The sequence below is a fragment of the Xanthobacter sediminis genome, assembly GCF_043195015.1.
Lineage (GTDB): Bacteria > Pseudomonadota > Alphaproteobacteria > Rhizobiales > Xanthobacteraceae > Xanthobacter.
Map to the genome: position 1 here is coordinate 151674 of NZ_JBAFWH010000005.1, position 17651 is coordinate 169324.

Below are 17651 nucleotides of genomic sequence, written 5' to 3' on the forward strand. Positions count from 1 at the left end.
AAATCGAAAACAGGTGAAAAATGGCAACGAACCAATTTCTCCCGTTCGGAACGGGAGCGAATGCCGATGTATTGCCCTATGCCGACTACTCGGCACTTGGCTTCCGCTCCACTGGGTTTGGGACGGGCACTGCAATCTCAACCCAGCTTAACACTGTATGGCGCCAAGGCGCGATGGGGGCGCATGTCCTCGGTCAGTTCACGGCGGACTCCCTGAATTCCGACGTGCTCGACAATGGGGTGAGCTATCTCCCGTCCTACAAGGCCGCGATCCGCTCCCAGGGCCTCAACTACGCTGTGGCCGCAGGAACGCCGAACGCCCTCACCGTGACTCTCAGTCCCGCGATATCTGTGGCGCCCGCGGCAGGTCTTATGCTGCGGCTGCTGATCGCTGCGGTGAACACGGGGGGCGTCACACTCAACGCGGGTTGGGGGGCTGTTGCAGTCGTCACGCAGAAGGGGACAGCGGTTGCTGCGGGCGACCTGCAGACAGGCGCCATCGTCACCGTGATCTGGACCGGCACTGCATGGATGCTGGCAGGCATCGCCTACTCTGAGCCGGTGGCCGGATCATTGCTGGCCGTGCGGATGTTCGCGGCGAGCGGCACCTATAATGCGACACCGGGGACCTCGCGGATCGTGGTCGAGGTGCAGGGCGGCGGCGGGGCTGGCGGCGGGGCGGCGCAGACCACGGCGGGGGCGGCACCGGTGAGCGTCGGCGCTGGAGGCTCCGCGGGGGCTTGGGCCAGAGCCCTCATCACATCGGGTTTTGATGGTACGGCAATGACTGTTGCGGCGGCAACGCCCGGCATAGCATCCGCCGCGGGGCCCTCCGGTAAGACCAGCAGCTTTGGGGCAATGCTGACGGCCCCAGGCGGCGGGGGCGGCGGCATTATGGTGTCGGAGACGCCGGGATCAATTGGCTCGGCCGGCACGACCGCGCCATCGGGGGACACCTTGGGTAGCCACGTCGGCGCGCTGCCAAGCCCTGGTCTGGTGTTCGGCAACGGTACAGGTCTGTCCGGATATGGCGGATCGAGCCCGTATGGTTCGGGTGGCGGGGTCAAGGGGGTGACCTCTGCGGGTGCGCATGGGCAAGGTTATGGCTCGGGCGGAGGCGGAGCATTGCAGTCGCCGGGTCAGACAGCGGTGCTGGCAGGCGGAACCGGACAGGGCGGGGTGATATTGGTGTGGGAGTATCGCTGATGATCTACGCGCGTATGCACGAGATGTCCGGCCGGTCGGTTGTTGCGGAGATCATCGATCCTCCCGGCCCGGTGGAGGAGTATTACGCACCCGAATTCGTGGCAGCGCTCATTGAAGCACCGACCGGAGCCGCTGAGGGGTGGGTGCTGGAGGATGGCGTGCTCGTGCCGCCTCCTCCTGCTGCCCCCGTGAACCTGCCCGCCCTGAAGGGCACCCTCTGCGCGCAGATCGACGTGGCCGCCGAAGTGGAGCGGGCCCGCTACATCACCCCCGGCGCCGGGCAGGCGATGACCTATCAGGCCAAGGCGGCCGAGGCGCTGGCGCTTGCCGCCGACCCGGCGCCCGACCCTGCCGCCTATCCGCTCCTGTCGGCCGAGGTGGGCATCACCGCGCCGGACCTCGCCGGCGTCGGTGCCGTGGTGAGGGGGGCCTATGCGGCGTGGCAGGTCATTGGCGCCGGGATCGAGCGCGCGCGGCTCGCGGGCAAGGCCGCCGTCATGGCGGCCGAGGATGAGGCTTCAGCCCGCGCCGCCGCGGCCGTGGAGTGGCCTGCGCCTACGGCCTGACCTCTCTCCACGACCGCATCACTAGACCGACCATCAGCCGCCTTTGGGCGGCTTTTTCTTTGCCTGAAAGGAACCATGATGAAGGAAAACTTCGAGGCTGCCCTCGCCTGCGTGCTGGTGCATGAGGGGGGCAAGGATGATGATCCGCGGGATCCCGGCGGGCGCACCGCCTATGGCGTGATCCAGCGCCGCTACAACCAGTACCGCAAGGCCAAGGGCCTGCCGGTACGCGACGTGTGGCTTATCACGCCGGACGAGCGCTCAGAGATCTACCGCGTCTATTACTGGGACGTTTCCCGCGGTGCAGACCTTCCCGCCGGCCTCGACTATTGCGTTTTCGATGCCTGCGTGAACTCGGGCGACGGGCAGGCGGCGAAATGGCTCCAGCGCGCAATCAATGACGTGCGCGCGAAGAGCGGGCAGGGCGCCATCGCTGTGGACGGCCGGATCGGCGATGGCACGGTCCAGGCAGCGAATGCCATCGACGACGTGGATGCGGTCATCGCCGCGATGTCTGACCGGCGGCTGGCGATGCTCCAGAACTTGAAGACCTGGAAATATTACGGCAAAGGCTGGGGGCGCCGTGTCTCCGAGGTGAAGAAGCTGTCCCAGGCCGTCGCCCGCGGCAGCGTCGCGGCGCCGACGCCGGCCGGCTGGGTCACCGCGCCCGAGGCGCCCCTGAAGACCTCGCCCAAGGCGATGTTGTCCGACGCGAAGTCGCTCCCGAGCCCGGACAAGGGCACCATCGCGGCGGCCATTGGGGGCGCCTCGTCGGCGGTATCCACCACCACGTCCGCACTGCAGCCGGCCCAGGGCATCCACCCGGTAATCGATACCGCTCTGCATGTTCTCATCATTCTCGGCATCCTGGCGACGCTGGCGGGCGCGGCCTGGGCGGCGTGGGCGAACAGCCAAGCGAAGCGGATGGCCGAGGATCTCGGCCTCACCGCACCTGTGCCCGCCGAAACGGATGCCATGAACGACAATGCTGGGCCGGATCACCTCGCCGTCGCGCCGGGAGAAGCGGCGTGAGCGTCCGCGCAATCCGCGTCGAGGACATCGACGAGGGCGATGGCGCGAAGCCTGGCGCCTATGAAATCCGCCGCTTCGACGGCGAGATCGGGATTGCCTTCCGCTGTCCGTGCGGCTGCGGGAGGGAGGGCTACCTGCCGATCCGGCCGCAGGACGTTGGGCCGAGCTGGGATTTCGACGGGTGCGACGACGCTCCGACCGTCAACCCCAGCGTGCTCTTCCGGGGCGGGTGCCAGTGGCACGGCTGGCTCCATGCTGGGGAGTGGGTCTCATGCTGATGCCCATCCTCTCCTGGGTGCCCTGGTGGCTCTATGCCATCTGCGCCGTGGCGGCCTATGTCGCCGCCAGGCGCTACCTCGGCGAGAAGATCGCACTGGTCTACGCCGTCGCAGCCGCGGCCTGGGTGGCGATGGACTATGGCGGCGACACACGCGAGGCATGGCTGCGTGCACAGGGCGAGAAGGCTGTCGCCCAGGCAGACGCCTCCATCTCAGTCGCTGCGGATAAGCACGCGGCCGAACTCCAATCCCATCTCGATGCCCAGGCGCGCCAGCTCAAGGAGGCGACCGATGCGCTGGAAACTCTTGCCGATCGTCCCGGCTGTTCTGCTGACGGTGTCCTTGACCGCCTGCCAGGATGGAGTGGCCGGCCTTAGGCGCGACCTGCCGCCGCTGCCGACGGTTTGCGCGTCGGTGCCTGCGCCGGGCATCCGCCGCGGCGAGGATGCCCGGGTGGCGCTGGGGAAGGTCGCCGCCGCCTTCTTGACGGCCAACGGCCACATTGCTGCGTGCCGGGATTGGTACGAGGGCGTGCGCCGAAGTTACGCGGAGGGCCGCCTGTGACGGACGAACCTCAGGCCGAGCACTGGACCCTCGACAAGAAGGTACCGCTCGCCATCATCTTCGCGCTGGTGGTCCAGGGCGCTGGGCTGGCCTATTGGGCGGCCACGCTGGAAGGCCGCGTGAACAGCGCGGAGAAGGTCATCAGCAAGCTGGAGGGTCGCGAAGGGGAGACCCGGGAGGCCCGCGAGCGCCTGATCCGTCTGGAAGAGCGCATGATCTCCATCGGCGACGACCTGCGCCGGGTGACGCAGAAGCTCGAAGCTGTGCTCGAGGACCGGCGGGGTGCGCGACCATGACCCGCCCCTACGTGCACATGAACTGGGAGGCCGCCCCCGATGGCGGCCTCTCGCAAAAAAAATGGTCGGCATTGTGGCTTCCTGGGCCGACCAATATCTGAAGTACCACAAATAGAGACGCCCTTTGGTCTGCTATCCGATAATGCTAAATCCAGCTGTCGATATCAGTGTTCCAACTGCAACAAATATCCACAGGCCTTCAGCGGCTAACGGAAGCCATCGTGCAAAAGTCGCGCCTTGCTCCTTTGCCCATCTATCTCCTCCCCCTGAGATATCCGGCAATCCAGATTCTTCTAGAGACTTAAGGTGTTTGAGTGAGAACATATTTCTCATCTCAGTTTGAGCAGTGATTGCTGTTTTTACACCTGTATTTGCCCAATATGCGACAACAAACCCGATAACACAAAGAACAAATAAATATGTCTGGTATCTCGAATTTATATTTGATATAACTGTTAGTATATGTTTTGGATCTGATGTCTCGGCTATTTTGGCCATAACCTCAAAATACTTTTGTATTGAAAATCCAAATGTTGCAATAAGTACAGACTGCATCGTGACAAACCATGATATTCTGTGGTTTATCAGGGCATTTTCATGTTCTTCATAGGATCGAAATGCCTTCCACACCTCAAGGAAGTCGCTCGTCATTGGCTTGCTCTCTGGTTTTAACCGCGGCTAAGCGCTCGCTATGGACCTCATCATACACTCGTGGTTGCGTCTTCAGCTGGCGAGTGTGGCGACATAAAGTCGCCAATATCTAGGTGAGCCGTCTAACGTAAGCGCTACTCTCCGCGCCTTGTGGCGCAATGGTTTCAGGGGAGGGCCGTCGCAACGACCTGCTCAATTTGCAGCCGCATACCCGGCGCAGATGAGATACCAGCAGGCGTCCTTGTCTGCGCTTTCTTGCCACCCAGGCAGGCACAAGAGCACCCTCCGAAATTTCTCGTTGCAGAGGCCGTGATTGGCGAGTAGGCGCGGGTCATCCATAAAGTACGGGCGAATTTTGGGGTTCTTGGTCCACGTTGGGACGGACGCCCAATCGACTTCTCCGCCGGTGTCTCCGAGCGGCCTAATTATGCAGGATTTCCAATTCGATATTTTGATCGTGGAATCGCATGCGCTGACGCTTGATATTGAGAGAGCCGCCATCATGCTCCCCGCAAGGGTGCCTAAAGCGAAAGTGCGCATGGCCGAAGCCCCATTGTGAATTTAGCTCACCATACCACTGTGACGGCGCTTTCCGACGACCGCCCCGCCCTCCGGCTGCGCCACCCCCTATATCTCGTGGCTTGTTCTCCATTCGTTCTCGTGGAATCGATAGGAACAGATCAGCCATGGAGGTGACCATGCCGAGCGAGCCTACGCCCGCCGAACGGAACTCATTTGACGTAAGCGAGGCGGAGATCGATGCTGCCCTAGCAGCCTGCGACAATGACACGCGCGCGACCATCCACGCTCTGCTGGTAGGGCAGGCCTATCTTGAGCGCCAGATCTCCCAGGTGCGGGCGGATGCCTCGGCCGGCTACCGGCGGCACCGCAACAGCGGGGAGGGCTGAGCAATGGCCTCTCGCCATAAGCGCATCTGGACTGAGGGGGACACCGATCGGTTCAAGCGGGTCGTTCTGGACGCGCATCGCGATCTTATGGATCTGACTGCACGCGCGCCGCTCGCCTCTCCTGAATACGACCATCTGCGAGCCTTGCACGCGGCCTTGCTACAGACTGCGCGTGAGATCGGCTGCGCTTGGGACGGGCCCAACCCGCCAGCTGGCCGGGGTCGCATTCGTTAGGCGCATGAGTCGGGCGAGGCCATGCGCTCCGCCCGACTCTGGCTCATCTCGATCAGGGCTGAAGAGATCAGCTCTCCCTTATAGGCTAGGTGCGCTATTGGCTGCAACTTATTGTTGTTTACGCATGGTAAATCAATAGTCTATGAGGCGCAGGAAGATTGCGCGTGCGACTGCGTGAGTTTTATTGTTCGCGCCTAATTTCCGCATGCATGAGCGAATGTGGGTCTCAACGGTATCAGCGGAAATCGCAATGATATCCGCCGTGTCTTGCACCGTCTTGCCCATCGCGGCCCAGCTCAGGACTTCCCGCTCCCGGTCCGTGAGCGTCTGCACCTCGCTTCGTGCGCTGGTTCGCAGACGATCGGCGGCACCCTTGGCCAAATCGGAAAGCTCGACGGCTCGCTGCGCCCAATAAATCAATATCATATGGAGATACGCGCGATTCTCCTCAATCGAGCGCCTGAAGTCCGACGGTTTCTCGGACCAGAATAACGTGCACACGGAAGAATAGGGGCGTCCTACCTTATCGACGTAATGAAACGGGATCACCAATCCGTCAGTGTACCCATGATCGCGCGCGATCTCGAACGTTTTTCTGGCACCAGGTATCCGCCGCCCCAGGCGAGGCGGCAGCGGCACAGCGCCCCATGTGAAAGGCGTATTGGTTCGCCGCACCAAAGGAATGACGGGGTCTACCGCGAGTAACCCCTCCGCTCTGTAATCTCCATCAAAGGCTCTGGCGATCGAGTTTACAACGGTTGGGTTGAGATCCCCTGCCCGTAAGGCATCCACGAATGAGAAGGCGCTGAAGCCACAATCCTCCACAACCGATTGGAGAATGATCTTCAGTTCGTCAACGCTTGCCGCTGCCTCGATGTCGCTGATCACATCCTCAATCGGCCGGGTCATTTGGGCACCCAAAACTCACGGGAAACCGTGATACCGGTGGGCATCTCTGTTTGCAATCCTCTGCGCTGCGGCGGGAGATTGCGCATGAAAGCTCAAGCTTTGAGAGCCCACGTGTTTCGTGGGTGGAAAGAGCCAATGTTATTCCAAAGTACATTGGAGTTTCGGAAGCACGTATTTATCGATCGTTTGGGCTGGAAACTGAGTATATCTGACGGTGTAGAGCGAGATGAGTTCGATCACGCTTGGGCAATCAATTGTGCTCTGATGAGTGGCTCTCAGGTCGTGGGTGCATTTCGCGCGATCCGTTGCGATCGGCCATATTTGAGCGCGCGTATCTTTCCGACTCTCTCCGCCGAACCCTACCCATCGACGTGGGATGCCTGGGAGATCAGCAGGTTCGCTGCGCTGGAACGCGCGAGCTGGCCGCTCTACGCCGCGATGCTGAACTTCGGCTGGACGCGCCAGGTTCGCGCCTTGGTGGCCCTCGTGGACCTGGGGCATGAGCGCATGCTCGGGCGCCTCGGAATCAAGGTCCGTCGATACGGCGATCCAGCTCTCGTTGGGACTACCCGAGATGGGCGACCCATCGTGGCCGTCGCCGGCGAAATTCCCCTGCTCGAACAGAGCCCAGCGCTGCATGACGCAGTCACGCGCGCATTGTCCAAATTGGAGCTGACCGATGAAACACTGGTTCTCGGACCTAATCGCGTTTCAGCGTGATCCTCTGGGCTTTTTTTTGGATCGTGGTTGCAGCGCCAAAGAGCCCCTCGTGCCGTTGTCCATGGGCCCTTACGCGGTCATGCTCGTTGCGGATCCGACCCTGATCAAGCCGATCATGAAGGCACCCGAAGCGGAGATCGACAAGGGGCAACTCATATACAAGTTGCGGGAAATCATCGGGAAAAGCTCGATGACGCTATCCGGCGAGGCGCATCGCGAAAGACGGGCGGCCCTCCACCGGCAACTTGCTCGTGGTCTTGCGTCAACCTACGTTCCTCAGATCTCAGCCATCACCCGGCAACAGGCGGCTGTGCTGGCGCGCGAGGAAGATTTCGACGCGCACCACGCCACCTCCAGGCTGACCCTGCGAGTGATCTGCAACATCCTCTTCGGCGCTAACGCGTTGAGTGCCGCAGAAGAGAGCATCCTCGTCGAATCCATCAAGCTGGTGGAGGATGACCTGGCGGCGGACATCTTCAAGGTTCTCCCCGATTTGCCATGGGTTGCCCGGCGTAAGAAGACACGGATGCGGCATGGCCGCGAGATGATGATGCACGTCGTGGGGCGCGCGAAGGAGCGCGCAGCGGACGCGAGCGTGCTCCGTGCGCTCGAAGATCTGGATCTCTCCGAGGAGGAGATGGGCGACGAGGTCCTGCTGCTGCTCCTCGCCGGTCACCACACAACCGGAACGGCGGCGGCGTGGTTGCTCTATCATTTGGCGCGCGATCCGAAAGCGGCGGAGGCGATCGCGGAGGAAGCCATCGCCGTCAGCGATTCCGCAGGTGAACTCGTGCCGGATCGCCTGCCGCATGCTTCGCGCAGTCTGGCCTTCGTCCACGAGGTCCTGCGGCTCTATCCATCGGCGTGGTGGCTATCCCGGGAGGTGCAGCGACCGCTTGAGATTGGCGGGCGGAAGCTGAAGCCCGGCACGTCGTTGCTGATCTCCCCATGGCACATGCATCGCGACCCGCGATTCTGGGATTCGCCGACCGAGTTCAGGCTCGACAGGGGGTTCAACGGCCCGGCTTACCTGCCGTTCGGAGCCGGTCCGCGGGCCTGCGTTGGCATGGGCGTGGGCATGCTCGAGCTTCAGGTCCTCGCGCTCGAATTCGCCGCCGCCTACGAACTGCGGCCGATGGATGCGAAAGTCGGCGGCCCGAAGCCCTCCATCACACTTGTGCCCCCACCGCTGCGGCTGTCGCTGCGACCGCGCGAGAGCATGCAGCAACCCCGCGCCCACTTCGAGACGGTGACGATCCAATGACCGTAGGCGATATCCGATTCGACATGGCCGTTCCTTCGGAGCGGGACAGCGCGCGCGAGCTGGCGGCATTTTTGGATTACGCCCGCCTGGACGTGATGCGAGTGGATCGTGAGGCGGCAGCGTTGCTGATACTCGCGATCGGGCGGCTGCAAGCGATCGCAACCGGAAAAGTCGAGGCGCTGCCAAAGCACTGATGCGAGCGTGGCCTATTGCCCGACTGCGTCACGGACACATTTTCCGGTAAAGCTTGTCTGAGCGGCGCCGTGAAGGTTCTTCGCGGTAGCCTGCGCGTTGCAAGCTGCTGCGGCGTCCTTTTGGCACTTGCCCAAAAAGCTGGTGCGGGCAGCGCCGGCAAGCTTTTTCGCATCGGCGGTGGCAACGCAGCTATCGGCCAGCGCCGAGGTGGATGCGAGGCATCCCAGGATGGCAGCGAGAAAGAGGGTGCGCATAGCCTCGGTTCCGTCTTGATGGTGAGTGGACGATAGCACGATCAGGTCACGCGCCGAAGACTGCACGCCACAGCCTAATCAGCGGGTCTGCGAGCACGAGCGCCCAGATCGCCGCGCCGGCGATGCAGAGCCCGCCCCAGGAAAGTATGCGCCGCCAACGCGGCGCATTTGGCGATGTCCATGGCTCTCGGTTCATCGCGCGCCTCGGCGCCAATCCCAGGGCGGCACGAATTCGGTAGCCCATATGCCGAGTTCGGCGGTGCGGGCTTCTGCTTCCTGGGGGATGTACTCGGAGCTGTAGCGGACGTAGGCCATGGCCCAACCGGATTTCACCATCGCCGCGCCTACGTCCTGGCCGCCGACCTCGCAACGCGCGAGCGTGCGCTTGTAGCGATCTTTTCCGCTCTCCATACAGGAAACGACGTGCCGGCCGATCATGTCTGCGAGGAAGAAGGCGGCCCGCTGGCCACACCTGATCTCCGCGCCTGAGGCCTTACCAATGCACCGCTGCCCGCTCTCCGGTGCATCGATCCCTTCCAGGCGGATGCGCGTGCCGTGAATTTCGATCGTGTCACCGTCGATGACGGAGGCTTGACCGATGATGGGCTCGGAGGCGATTGCAGGGCAGACAAGGAACAGCAGGGCGGCGGCGTTGATCGGGGCGCGGAGACCTCCGCACCCCTGGATGGCACTCAGCGACGCCAGGACGCGCATTTGCCGTTCGACTTCCGGTAGCCGGGCCCGCCACGGGAGCCGCAAGCGACCTTCTCGCCCTGGGTAGCCTTGGCTACCACGCCTGCGGGAATCGGCGGAGCCGACAGAACGCGAGCTTCTGCTCCGGCCGCAGCCACAAGGCCGAATGCTGCGGAGATTCCGACGATAACGACACGCTTCATGGATAGCCCCCAACACGCATATCCTTATGGTTGCATTCGCTCATGCTGATGTCCAGGGGCTGGTGGGTCTGGTCAGGGCGCGATGTCACCCCATGGCACCGGCTTGGGGCCATCATCGCGCAGGCTCCGCTCCCCGAGCCACGCCCATTCGGCGCGCGCTTCTGCTTGCATGCTTGATCGCCATGCCAGCGCTTTGCAAACCGATTGCAAGCCATTGAAACGATTGGCGGCATAATGCGGCCGCTTTGCGAAAATATCTTGTGATTTCAATGGAACCGAACCGCCTCTGACTCCGTTAATCCTGGTTCGAATCCAGGTCCCCCAGCCAACTGATTTCCCAATGGAAATACAGCCGTAGCCGATGACGCCGACAGGCGATTTGCAGGAGATGCGGGCGGCTGCCTTCGTCGCTCCGTAAGCTTGCTTCCGGCTCGCCGGTGCCTGCAAGGGCCGGCAGGCGTTGCTGGCTGGGACAGCGGATCGAGCTTCGCCTCGAGATCCTTCAGGCTACCGGCTGACGCGAGCGCCCTTCTGCCTCACCGTCCCCAGTTCCAGGCCAGGAGCATCGCAAATCCGGCCATGGAGAGCGCGTAGAGGGCTATGAGCAGGCCGTAGCCGAGCAGGTCGCGCGTCCATCCGGGCTTCGGGGCCAGCCACCAGCCAAGGCGGCGGAACGCGGCCGGCACCGCCCACCAGCCGAGCAACTGGGTGCTCACCGCGTTGCCGATGAACAGGGCCAGCCAGAACGGCACGCCATTGTCCAGCAGCAGCGGGCCGGAGACGAAGAACCCCCAGAGATAGACGACGGGATAGAGCACCAGCAGCACGATCAGGTTGTTCTTGAGGGTGCTGACCCATCGCGGCCGCTCGCCACCCTCGCCGGAAAACCAGAAATCGAAGCCGTAGCTGGCGCGCCGCAGGTTGAGCGCGGCGCTGAAGTGGGCGCCCTTTTCGAGCAACTGTCGGCGCTGGGGCGATTCGAGCCACGCGGTCATGGCCTCGTCCGTGTCGAAGGAGAGGATGATGATCCACTCGTCGTGGACACCGGGGATCGGTCGCTCGACCCGGTGGCGCAGGAAGCCGGGGAATTCGGCCTCGATGCCCTGGATCTCCCGCTGCCAGGCGAGGAATTCCGCCTCCAGCTCCGGCGGCACCTGAAAGGAGACGATGGCCGAGGCCACCGCGCCCTTGCGCTGGCCGGCATCGGGCAGGAGGTGGACATCCTCCTGCCCGACGAACAGGTCGCGCACTTCGTCCGTCAGGGCCGCGAAGTCGCTGCTCTGCAGCCAGCGCCGGGCGTCGGCGGAGTTGCTGAAGCGCTGCACCGCCACCCAGTCCACCTGCACGGGCGGGGTCGGCGGAATGACTTCCTGGCCGGTGAAGCCCGGCGCGCCTGCGAGCCGCGCCGCCACTTTCCCGAGCCAGTGGGAGTAGCGCGCATAACCATGCTCGGCGATGCGGCGCTGGATGATGAGCGCGACGGGGCCGCCCGCCGGGTCTGCCGCCCCCTCGGACATGGCCGCCCCCTCAGCTTTTCTTGTACAGGCGCTTGCCCATCACCCAGGCTTCATCCACCGCGCGCTCGTCGGCCACCATCATGATGGCGAACAGCGCGTTGGCGGCTTCCTCCATGGTCTGCGGGCCATCCTGGCCGATGCTGAGCGACTGGTGCCAGGGCAGGGCGGGCGGCCCGCCGTTCCAATCCAGCGCCACGAAGTCGGCCTCCTTGCCGGGCGTGAAATTGCCGAGGCGGTCGTCGAGGTAGAGGCCTTCCGCGCCGCCCAGCGTGACCGACCAGAAGCCGCGATAGGGCGAAAGCTTGTTGCGCTCGGCTTCCGCCAGATCGCGACGCACCGGATCCACGCTGCCGTCGAGCAGGGTGTTGTTGCACATGCCGACCTTGTAGGCGTCCTCGAGCACATTGAGCATGGAGAAGCGGTTGCCGCCGCCCATGTCGGTGCCGAACGACATCTTCACCCTGCGCTCCGGATCGGTCGCGCGGCCGATGCGGAACAGGCCGGAGCCCAGGAACAGGTTGGAGCACGGGCAGAACACCACCGCCGCGCCGCTCTCCGACATGCGGCGGAACTCATTGTCGGACAGCCACACGCCATGGCCGCCGGAGAACTTCGGTCCCACCAGGCCGAACTTCTCGTAGACGCCGAGATAATCATTGCAGTCCGGGTGCTGCTCCAGCACGCCGCGGCATTCGGCCGGGTTTTCCGAGATGTGGGTGTTGACCCAGCAATCCGGATGCTCCTTCTTGAGCTGTTCGCAGCGTTGCAGCAGTTCGGTGGAGGCGCCATAGGCGAAGCGCGGCGTGACCGCATAGAGGTTGCGCCCGCGGTTATGGTAGCGCGCGATCAGGTCCTTGCTGTCGCGGTAGAAATTCTCGGGCGTGTCGAGAAAATCCTCGGGCGCGTTGCGGTCGATGCCAGTGAGGCCGGCGATGACGCGCATGTTGCGCCGGCTCGCCTCCTCGAAGAAGGCTTCTGTCGAGACCGGCGAGCTCGATGTGAACGCCTGGCAGGTGGTGGTGCCGGAGGCGAGCAGCGTATCGAAGAAGCGCACCGCGCCCTCCTTCGCATAGGCCGGGTCCTTGTACTTCAGCTCTTCCGGGAACACCCACTTCTGCAGCCACGGCAGAAGCTGCTCGCCATAGGCGCCGAGCACGCGGGTCTGCGGGAAGTGGATGTGGCCGTCGATGAAGCCGGGCGTGATGATGCGGCCGGGGATCGCCGTGATCTCAAGCCCCGGATGGCGGGGCGACACGTCATCGAAGGCGCCGAAGTCGGAGATGATGCCGTCTTCGATCACCAGGAGGCCATCGGCGTGGAAGCGGGCGGCCTCCTGCTCGCGGCCGACATGCTTCCAGGGGTCGTCGACGAAATCGAAGAAGATGCCGCGAATGCCGATGGTGCCCATGGTCGTGACCGTCCCCGTTGATGTGTTGCCTTGAGCGCGATGCGTGCCTGGTCTTCGGTGATTCCGCTGAGGGTGAGCCATCGTCAGCACGGCCGAGGACGCCTCGGCGCCCGGCCTCCGGTGCCTGGATATCGCCCGCTGGCGCGGCTGCTGCCGCCCGGATGCCCCTGGCGCCGATGAGATCGAGAGCGGGCGTGACACGGCCGTGTCCCATTCCGCGCGTCGCCATCGGGCGCGCTGCGCCACCGGCGCCGGATACCGGCGCACCGAACAGCGACAGGGAAACGACAACAGGCCCGCGGCGCGGGCTGAGAACCCTGCGGGGGGTGATCCGCGCGGACCCCGCGTCCAGATCGGCCGGCGGCTCCCGCCCGGCAGCAGCCCAACGTCGCATCCTCGGCATGCGCTCTCCCGGTGGGCGCCCTGGCTGGCCCGGCTTGATTGTTCGCCGAGCTTGTTCACGACAGTAACGAAAGGCAGGCAGTGGGAGTAGTGTAAATCTATGGCGTGTCGTGGATTTTCATGCGGCCACGGGGCAGGTGGACGCGCCTGCCCGCTGAATGTCGCGCGCGTTGGCTGGTCTGCGTGGCGGCGGAACGCGCCGCGTCAGGTGTCGGCCTCTCGCAGGCGGTAGCCGACACCGGTCTCGGTCATGATGTATTGTGGCTGGTCGGGAGATTTTTCGATCTTCTGCCGGAGCTGGCGCACGTAGACGCGCAGGTATTGCACGTCCGCCGCCTCGCCCCACACCTGGTTGAGCAGGTGGTGGTGGGTGATGACCTTTCCCGCGTGCTGCACCAGCACGCGCAGGATGTCGTATTCCTTGGGCGAGAGCTTCACCTCCTGGCCGTCCACCTTCACGATCCGCTTCACGAGATCGACCGTGAGGCCGCCGGCCTGGAACACCGGCTTTTCCCCCTGCCGCTGCAGGCGGTGGCGCAGGGCGAGGCGGATGCGCGCCGCCAGCTCCTTCATGCCGAACGGCTTGGTCACGTAGTCGTCGGCGCCGAGGTCGAGCGCGCGCACGATGCCGCTCTCGTCGGTGCGGCTCGAAAGAACGATGACGGGCGCCTCCATCCCCTCCGCGCGCCATTTCTCCAGGAGGTCGTGGCCGGGCAGGTCGGGCAGGCCGAGGTCGAGCAGGATGAGGTCGGGGCGCTCGCTCCCGGCGCGCTGCCCGGCCTCCCGTGCGCTCGCCGCCTCGCAGATGGCGAAGCCCTCGGCCGCGAGCCCCACCCGCAGCAGCTTGCGGATGGGCGGCTCGTCGTCCACGAGCAGGATCTTCACGGTTGGTGCCGTCATGGCTGCGGCTCCAGGTCTGGCGTGTCGGCCGGGATCGGCATGCGCAGGGTAAAGACGGCGCCGCTGCGGTCCGTCCGGTTCGCCACCCATATGGTGCCGCCCATGGCCTCTATGAAGCCCCGGCAGATGGAAAGCCCGAGCCCGGTGCCCGCGCGCACGTGGTCCGCCTTGCGCACGCGGTAGAAGGTGTCGAACACGCGCTCGATGTCATCCGGGGGAATGCCCGGCCCCTCGTCCGCCACGCGCAGCACCACCGCCGGCCCGGCGCGGCGCCCCTCGATGCGCACCGTGGAGCCGGCGGGCGCGTATTTCGCGGCATTGTCGAGCAGGTTGAACAGCACCTGCTCGAACAGCACGGCGTCCACCTTCAGCATGGGCAGGTCGGGCGGGATGTCCACCTCCACCCCATGGCGGGCGAGGATCTTGGAGGCGCGCCGCAGCGCCGCGCCGACGATGTCGCCGGCGAAGTGGAAGGACGCGTTGGGCCGCATGGCGCCGGTCTCCAGGCGGGTCATGTCCAGGAGGTTGGCGATGAAGCGGTTGAGGCGCTCGGCCTCGTCGATGACGGTGGCGAGCAGGTCGGCCCGGTCCGGCTCGGACATGGAGGTCCAGTAGTCCCGCAGCGTGCCGGAGGCGCCCAGGATGGCGGAAAGGGGCGTCTTCAGGTCGTGGGAGATGGAGGTGAGCAGGGCCGAGCGCAGGCGGTCCGTCTCCGCCGCGCGCTTGGCGTGGTCGATGTCCGCCACGAGCTGGATGCGCTCGATGGCGAGCGCCGCCTGGTCGGCGAGGGCCTCGAACAGGCGCTGTTGGCCGGGGGTCAGCAGCGGGCCCTGGCGGTCGTCGTCGAGGCCGATGACGCCGAGCGTGCCGCGGCTGGATTTCAGCGGCACATAGAGGCGTCGGGCGCCGGGCAGGGTGTCGGCGCCGCGGCCGGCGGCGTGCTCGTGCTCCCAGGCCCAGCGGGCGGCGGCGAGGTCGGCTTCCACCAGCGTGTCGTCCGGTGGGTAGCCCACCTTCACCGCCAGCGCGTCACCTTCCGGCAGCAGGATCACCACCCGCACCTTCAGCATGAGCGCGATCTGGTGCGCGGTGGCCCACAGCACGTCGTCCAGGGTGCCGGCGGCGGCGAGCTTGCGGGAGAAGAGGTAAAGGTCCTCCGTGGTGCGCGCGCGCTGGCGGGCCGCCTCCGCCTGGCGCTGCACGCGTGCCATGAGGTTGCTGGCGGTGACCGCCACCACCAGGAAGAACACCAGGGCCAGCACGCTTTCCGGGTCCTGGATGGTGAGGGTGTAGCGCGGCTCCAGGAAAAAGTAGTTGAAGGCGAGGGCGCTCAGCACGCACGCATAGAGCGCCGGCCACAGCCCCGCCGTCACGGCCGAGCCCAGCACGCCCATGAGGAACACGAGCGCGAGGTTGCGCACGTCCAGCACCCGGTCCAGGACCGCGCTGACGGCGAGGGAGCCGGCCACGTAGAGGGTGCTGACCACATAGGTCCAGGCCCGCGCCGGCTGGTGCGCGGCCGCCGTTCTCACCCCGCGCGCGGGCGCCTCCCGGTCGCGTTCGGCGCCGGAGACCACGTGCACGCTGATGTCGCCGGCGCGGCGGATCAGCTCGTGGGAGATGGAGCCTTCCAGCAGCTCCCGCCAGCGTGGCTTGCCGGGGCTGCCTACCACGATGTGCATGAAATTATTGGCGGCGGCATAGCGCAGGATGTCCCTCGCCACCTCCTGGCCGGGGATGGTCACGGCCTCGGCGCCCAGGCGCTCGGCGAGGCGCAGGTGCTCGGCCACCCGGTCCTTGTCCGCCTCGGGCAGGGCGGCCTCGCGGGAGGTTTCCACGTGCAGCGCGGCCCAGGGCGCGCGCAGGCGGTCCGCCTGCCGGCGGGCGTAGCGCACCAGGGCGCTGCCGCGCGGCTCGCCGTTCACGCACACCAGCACCCGCTCCCCCGCCGCCCAGGGGCCGGAGATGGCGTGGGCCTGCATGTGGCTGACGAGCTGCTCGTCCACCCGCTGCGCGGTGCGCCGCAAGGCGAGCTCGCGCAGGGCGGTGAGGTTGCCAGGCGAGAAATAGTTCTCGATCGCCCGTCGCGCCGTGGTGGGCAGGTAGACCTTGCCCTCGTTGAGGCGCTTGATGAGGTCGTCGGGCGTGAGGTCGATCACCTCGATGTCGTCGGCCCGGTCGAGGATGGAATCCGGCACCGTCTCCCGCACGCGGATGCGGGTGATCTGCGCCACCACGTCGTTGAGGCTCTCCACGTGCTGGATGTTGAGCGTGGTGTAGACGTCGATGCCGCGCGCCAGCAGCTCCTCCACGTCGAGATAGCGCTTGGGGTGGCGGCTCCCCTCGGCATTGGTGTGGGCGAGCTCGTCCACCAGCACCAAAGCGGGCCGGCGCTCCAGGATGGCGTCGAGGTCCATCTCGTCGAGCAGGCGGCCCTTGTAGGCCACCCCGCGGCGGGGGATGATCTCGAACCCCTCCACCAGGGCCTGCGTTTCCTTGCGGCCGTGGGTCTCCACCACGCCGATCACCACGTCCACCCCATCGCTGAGGCGGGCGCGGCCGGACATGAGCATCTCGTAGGTCTTGCCGACACCCGGCGCGGCGCCGAGGAAGATCTTCAGCCGCCCGCGCGTCTCCCGGTCGGCGCTCTCCAGGAGGGCGTCGGGGGAGGGGCGGCGCTCGCCGTCGCGGATCTCGTCGGCCATCTCGTCACTCCGCCCGCCCCCCCGCCGCCGCCGGAAGCAGGGCGGGGGCCAAGGGGCAATGGTGCAGGCATGTCACCGGCCGGCGGCGCCGTCCAGGGCAAGGTTGAGGGCGAGCACGTTCACCGCCGGCTCACCGATGAAGCCCAGGGTCCGCTGCTCCACATGGGCAGCCACCAGGGCGCGCACCTTTTCTTCGCTCAGGCCGCGCGCCCGGGCCACCCGTGCGGCCTGGAAATAGGCGGCATCCGGGCTGATGTCGGGGTCGAGCCCGCTGCCGGAGGTGGTCACGAGGTCCACGGGCACCGCTGCGCCGGGGTCTTCGGCCTTCAGCGCGGCGGCATCGGCCTTGATGCGGTCGATCAGGGCGGCGTTGGTGGGGCCGAGGTTGGAGCCCATGGAGTTCACGGCATTGTAGGGCTGCGCCACGCTCTTCGTGGGATCGTTCGGATCGGTGCCGGTGGTGGCCGAGGGCCGTCCGTGGAAATAGCGCTCCGAGGTGAAATTCTGGCCGATGAGGGCGGAGCCAACCACCTTGCCGTCCTTCTCGATCAGGCTGCCATTGGCCTGGCGCGGGAACACCGCCTGGGCGATGCCGGTCATCGCCAGCGGATAGGCAAGGCCGGTGATCACCGTGAGCGCCACGATCATCACCAGGGCGGGGCGAAGTTGTTTCAGCATGGTTTATCCTTCAATTCGCAGACGGCGCGCGCACGACATTCGCGTTGGCCCGGGGAGGGCAGAGACCCG

Annotated in this window: 19 protein-coding genes; 10 read left to right on the forward strand and 9 right to left on the reverse strand. The window is 65.4% G+C overall.

Features of this window, described 5'->3' with window-relative positions:
* Nucleotides 1-20: 20 nt before the first annotated feature.
* From V5F61_RS08685 to V5F61_RS08710, 6 genes are all read left to right on the forward strand, one after another.
* Complete coding sequence (locus tag V5F61_RS08685; RefSeq protein WP_393989151.1) at nt 21-1205, forward strand: hypothetical protein; 1185 nt, start codon at nt 21-23, stop codon at nt 1203-1205.
* Nucleotides 1205-1771 (forward strand): hypothetical protein, encoded by a 567-nt coding sequence (locus tag V5F61_RS08690; protein ID WP_393989152.1) that lies wholly within the window; start codon nt 1205-1207, stop codon nt 1769-1771. Before V5F61_RS08685 ends, V5F61_RS08690 begins: the two co-directional genes overlap by 1 nt.
* 75 nt (nt 1772-1846) lie before the next feature.
* A complete protein-coding gene (locus V5F61_RS08695) occupies nt 1847-2803 on the forward strand; it encodes a glycoside hydrolase family 108 protein (protein ID WP_393989153.1) in 957 nt (318 codons plus the stop codon).
* The gene (locus tag V5F61_RS08700; protein WP_393989154.1) at nt 2800-3081 is read left to right on the forward strand and encodes a DUF6527 family protein; all 282 of its coding nucleotides are present in this window, start codon (nt 2800-2802) and stop codon (nt 3079-3081) included. Before V5F61_RS08695 ends, V5F61_RS08700 begins: the two co-directional genes overlap by 4 nt.
* On the forward strand, nt 3075-3458 hold the full coding sequence (locus V5F61_RS08705) for a hypothetical protein (protein ID WP_393989155.1): 384 nt from the start codon (nt 3075-3077) through the stop codon (nt 3456-3458). The genes V5F61_RS08700 and V5F61_RS08705 overlap by 7 nt, the downstream gene beginning before the upstream one ends.
* 183 nt (nt 3459-3641) lie before the next feature.
* A complete protein-coding gene (locus tag V5F61_RS08710) occupies nt 3642-3941 on the forward strand; it encodes a hypothetical protein (RefSeq protein WP_393989156.1) in 300 nt (99 codons plus the stop codon).
* Nucleotides 3942-4073: 132 nt separating this feature from the next.
* Here V5F61_RS08710 and V5F61_RS08715 read toward each other — a convergent pair whose 3' ends face one another.
* Entirely contained in the window at nt 4074-4592 is a 519-nt protein-coding gene (locus tag V5F61_RS08715; protein ID WP_393989157.1) for a hypothetical protein, read from the reverse strand.
* A gap of 698 nt (nt 4593-5290) precedes the next feature.
* Here V5F61_RS08715 and V5F61_RS08720 point away from each other — a divergent pair.
* Nucleotides 5291-5500 (forward strand): hypothetical protein, encoded by a 210-nt coding sequence (locus tag V5F61_RS08720; protein ID WP_393989158.1) that lies wholly within the window; start codon nt 5291-5293, stop codon nt 5498-5500.
* 366 nt (nt 5501-5866) lie between these two features.
* Here the strand turns inward: V5F61_RS08720 and V5F61_RS08725 are convergent, their stop codons facing one another.
* Nucleotides 5867-6643: a LuxR C-terminal-related transcriptional regulator gene (locus V5F61_RS08725; RefSeq protein ID WP_393989159.1), complete on the reverse strand. Its 777-nt coding sequence runs from the start codon at nt 6641-6643 to the stop codon at nt 5867-5869.
* A gap of 135 nt (nt 6644-6778) precedes the next feature.
* On the opposite strand from V5F61_RS08725, the gene V5F61_RS08730 reads away from it, so the two are divergent.
* The 3 genes from V5F61_RS08730 to V5F61_RS08740 are packed head-to-tail and all read left to right on the forward strand — an operon-like array spanning nt 6779 to nt 8821.
* Nucleotides 6779-7363: an acyl-homoserine-lactone synthase gene (locus V5F61_RS08730; protein WP_393989195.1), complete on the forward strand. Its 585-nt coding sequence runs from the start codon at nt 6779-6781 to the stop codon at nt 7361-7363.
* Nucleotides 7323-8627, forward strand: coding sequence for a cytochrome P450 (locus V5F61_RS08735; RefSeq protein WP_393989160.1), 1305 nt, complete (start codon nt 7323-7325; stop codon nt 8625-8627). Before V5F61_RS08730 ends, V5F61_RS08735 begins: the two co-directional genes overlap by 41 nt.
* A complete protein-coding gene (locus V5F61_RS08740) occupies nt 8624-8821 on the forward strand; it encodes a hypothetical protein (RefSeq protein ID WP_393989161.1) in 198 nt (65 codons plus the stop codon). Before V5F61_RS08735 ends, V5F61_RS08740 begins: the two co-directional genes overlap by 4 nt.
* 12 nt (nt 8822-8833) lie before the next feature.
* On the opposite strand, the gene V5F61_RS08745 is transcribed toward V5F61_RS08740, so the two are convergent.
* The 7 genes from V5F61_RS08745 to V5F61_RS08775 form a co-directional block, all read right to left on the reverse strand.
* Nucleotides 8834-9076 (reverse strand): hypothetical protein, encoded by a 243-nt coding sequence (locus V5F61_RS08745; protein WP_393989162.1) that lies wholly within the window; start codon nt 9074-9076, stop codon nt 8834-8836.
* A gap of 192 nt (nt 9077-9268) precedes the next feature.
* Nucleotides 9269-9790 carry a thermonuclease family protein gene (locus V5F61_RS08750; protein WP_393989163.1) on the reverse strand — a complete coding sequence of 174 codons (522 nt, stop codon included), beginning with the start codon at nt 9788-9790 and terminating at the stop codon, nt 9269-9271.
* A gap of 718 nt (nt 9791-10508) precedes the next feature.
* Nucleotides 10509-11489 (reverse strand): antibiotic biosynthesis monooxygenase, encoded by a 981-nt coding sequence (locus V5F61_RS08755; RefSeq protein WP_393989164.1) that lies wholly within the window; start codon nt 11487-11489, stop codon nt 10509-10511.
* A 10-nt stretch (nt 11490-11499) separates the two neighbouring features.
* Complete coding sequence (gene guaD, locus V5F61_RS08760) at nt 11500-12897, reverse strand: guanine deaminase (protein ID WP_393989165.1); 1398 nt, start codon at nt 12895-12897, stop codon at nt 11500-11502.
* Between the two features lie 606 nt (nt 12898-13503).
* The gene (locus V5F61_RS08765; protein WP_393989166.1) at nt 13504-14199 is read right to left on the reverse strand and encodes a response regulator; all 696 of its coding nucleotides are present in this window, start codon (nt 14197-14199) and stop codon (nt 13504-13506) included.
* Nucleotides 14196-16904: a DUF4118 domain-containing protein gene (locus V5F61_RS08770; RefSeq protein WP_393989167.1), complete on the reverse strand. Its 2709-nt coding sequence runs from the start codon at nt 16902-16904 to the stop codon at nt 14196-14198. Before V5F61_RS08770 ends, V5F61_RS08765 begins: the two co-directional genes overlap by 4 nt.
* Before the next feature lie 72 nt (nt 16905-16976).
* Nucleotides 16977-17582, reverse strand: coding sequence for a K(+)-transporting ATPase subunit C (locus tag V5F61_RS08775; protein ID WP_393989168.1), 606 nt, complete (start codon nt 17580-17582; stop codon nt 16977-16979).
* Between the last annotated feature and the right edge of the window lie 69 nt (nt 17583-17651).